This window comes from Candidatus Poribacteria bacterium (genome assembly GCA_016866785.1).
Taxonomy (GTDB): Bacteria; Poribacteria; WGA-4E.
Genome location: VGLH01000241.1, coordinates 1 through 2,918 on the forward strand (window position 1 = coordinate 1; position 2,918 = coordinate 2,918).

General features: G+C 65.5%; 4 protein-coding genes. All 4 read left to right on the forward strand.

The annotated features are described in order from the left end of the window. The coding region (locus FJZ36_18775; protein ID MBM3216943.1) for a phosphoglycerate mutase at positions 1 to 848 on the forward strand (848 nt) is incomplete at its 5' end. Positions 849 to 905: 57 nt separating this feature from the next. After that, a complete protein-coding gene (gene pdxS, locus FJZ36_18780) occupies positions 906 to 1,793 on the forward strand; it encodes a pyridoxal 5'-phosphate synthase lyase subunit PdxS (protein ID MBM3216944.1) in 888 nt (295 codons plus the stop codon). A 6-nt stretch (positions 1,794 to 1,799) separates the two neighbouring features. Then, the gene (gene pdxT, locus FJZ36_18785) at positions 1,800 to 2,369 is read left to right on the forward strand and encodes a pyridoxal 5'-phosphate synthase glutaminase subunit PdxT (GenBank protein MBM3216945.1); all 570 of its coding nucleotides are present in this window, start codon (positions 1,800 to 1,802) and stop codon (positions 2,367 to 2,369) included. Positions 2,370 to 2,474: 105 nt separating this feature from the next. Further along, the coding region (locus tag FJZ36_18790; protein MBM3216946.1) for an aspartate kinase at positions 2,475 to 2,918 on the forward strand (444 nt) is incomplete at its 3' end.

Here is a 2,918-nt window from a genome sequence, read left to right on the forward strand (position 1 = left end):
AGGAGGCGTCCGAGCTGATCGAGGCGGTGGGCGCCGCCATCGGTACCCCGGACCGCGGGTTCCACGCCGGAGTCCAATACCGCCATCTGATGGTCGTCCATGAACGAGGCGAAGGCGCTGTCTGCGTGCCGCCGCACGACATCATGGGCGAGCCGTTCCGCGACCACCTTCCCGTGGGCGATGGCTCAGCAGAGCTCCATCGCTGCATGGAGGCGTCCTGGGATGTGCTAAGTGACCATCCTGTGAATCGGAAGCGGCTGGCTGCGGGGAAGCGCCCGGCGAACAGCATCTGGCTGTGGGGACAGGGAAGAGCTCCCAAGCTCGCAACATACGCCCGGAAGTACGGACTGACCGGATCCGCGATCTCGGCGGTAGATTTGGTTCGAGGCATTGCCCGGTATGCGGGTCTCGAAGTCATCCGGGTTCCGGGGATCACCGGCTTCCTCGACACGAACTACGCGGGCAAGGCGGTGTACGGCATCGAGAGCTTGCGGGAGCGCGACTTCATCTACATCCACGTCGAAGCCCCGGATGAGGCGGCGCACTTGGGCGATGCGCAACTCAAGATCGAGGCGATCGAGGCGGTCGACCGAGAGATCGTGGCCCGTGTGGTAGACTACCTCGAGCGGCATCCGCAAACGCGCGTGGCGGTTCTTCCCGACCACGTCACGGCGATATCGACCAAGACGCACGCGCGGGGGGCAGTGCCGTTCGCCGCGTGTGGCGTCGGGATCGTTGCGAACGGCTTCCGGACCCTCTCGGAAAGCTCAGCCGCGGGCAGCGGCATCGTGTTTCCGCAGGGCTACCGGTGGATGGACTGGTTCGTGGGCGCAGACGGAGGCAAGTAGAGCCAGGGTTGCGTAGGGCGCTCGTGCCGTCGCGCCGTTGGGGCGAAAGGACAGACAGTGGGAACCGAGACATCGACGTGGAAGACCAAGGTTGGGCTGGCTGAGATGCTCAAGGGCGGCGTCATCATGGACGTCGTGACGGCTGAGCACGCAAAGATCGCCGAGGACGCCGGAGCCGTCGCCGTGATGGCGTTGGAGCGCGTCCCGGCGGACATCCGGCGCGACGGCGGCGTTGCGCGCATGTCGGATCCGCTGGTGATCCGGCGAATCATGGACGCCGTCTCGATTCCGGTCATGGCGAAGGTGCGAATCGGGCACTTCGTCGAAGCGCAGATCCTGGAAGCTCTGGGCGTCGATTTCATCGACGAGAGCGAGGTGCTGACGCCGGCGGACGAGGAGTTCCACGTCGATAAGCACGCGTTCAACGTGCCGTTCGTGTGCGGATGCCGCGACCTCGCAGAGGCGCTGCGTCGAATCGGCGAGGGAGCCGCGATGATCCGTACCAAGGGCGAAGCCGGCACCGGGAACGTCGTCGAAGCGGTCCGCCACATGCGCGCCGTCATGTCGGGCATCAAGCGGCTCCAAGGCCTTCGGCGCGACGAACTGATGGGCGAGGCGAAGAACCTCGGGGCTCCGTACCACCTTGTCGTCGAGGTGCACGAGACGGGCAGGCTTCCCGTCCCGAACTTCTCGGCAGGTGGCGTCGCGACGCCGGCGGACGCCGCGCTGATGATGCAGCTCGGGGCGGAAACGGTATTCGTCGGGTCGGGCATCTTCAAGTCGGAGGACCCGGCTCCGAGAGCCAAGGCAATCGTCGATGCCGTGGCCTACTACAACGATCCGGCGGTGCTCGCGAAGGTGTCCGAAGGGCTTGGCACCCCGATGTCGGGTCTGGACGTCCGCTCCCTGCCCGACGATCAGCGGATGGCAGGTCGGGGCTGGTAGCCGGAGATGAGCCACCGTGTCGGCGTGCTCGCTCTGCAAGGTGCGGTCGGACCTCACGTCCGGGCTATCGATGCCGCCGGAGGGTCCGCGACGCTGGTTCGCACCCCGGATCAGATCGAGCGCGTGGACTCACTCATCCTGCCAGGCGGTGAGAGCACGACAATCGGGATGCTGGCAGAGCGATTCGGGCTCATGGAGCCGATACGCCGCTTCGCCGGTGCTGGGCGACCGATCCTGGGCACATGCGCGGGGATGATACTGCTCGCCAAGGACATCGTGGGCAGCGAGCAGGCGCGCATCGGGGTCATGGACATCCACGTCCGGCGCAACAGCTTCGGCCGACAGGTGGACAGCTTCGAGGTGCCCTTGTCGATTCCGGCGCTCGGGGGCGACCCGTTTCCGGGCGTGTTCATCCGAGCGCCGCACATCGAATCGGCAGAGCCCTGTGTGGAAGTGCTCGCCCGCTTCGGGGATCGGATCGTCTTCGCACGGCAAGGCAATCTGTTGGCGGCGTCATTCCACCCGGAGTTGACCAGCGACCACAGGGTCCACCAACTGCTCTTGAGCATCTCCTGAGTTCGCGGGCTGCTTGTGTGGCACCTCCGTTCAGTTGTCAGTCGCACGTCGCACACCGGCTGACGCAGATCGTAGCGTCGGTACCAGAATGGGAACACCTCACCGATGAGCCTAGTCGTACAGAAGTATGGCGGATCGTCAGTCGCCGATCCCGAGAAGATCATGAACGTCGCACGTCGCGTAGTCGCGACGCGACGTGAAGGCAACGATGTCGTGGTCGTCGTCTCCGCCATGGGCAAGACGACCGACGGACTCATCGCTCTCGCCAAGCAAGTCCATGACGACCCCCCGGAGCGCGAGATGGATATGCTGCTGGCGACCGGCGAACAGCAGTCCATCGCCCTGCTGGCGATGGCGATCCATGCCTGTGGAGAAGACACCGTCTCGATGACGGGCCCGCAGGTCGGGATCATGACCGACGGCAGCTTCAGCAAGGCGCGGATCCATCGCGTCAATGACGCCCGCATCCGCGAGGAGCTGGGCGCAGGGAGGGTTGTCGTCGTCGCCGGGTTCCAGGGCTCCACGGTGGACGGTCACATCACGACGTTG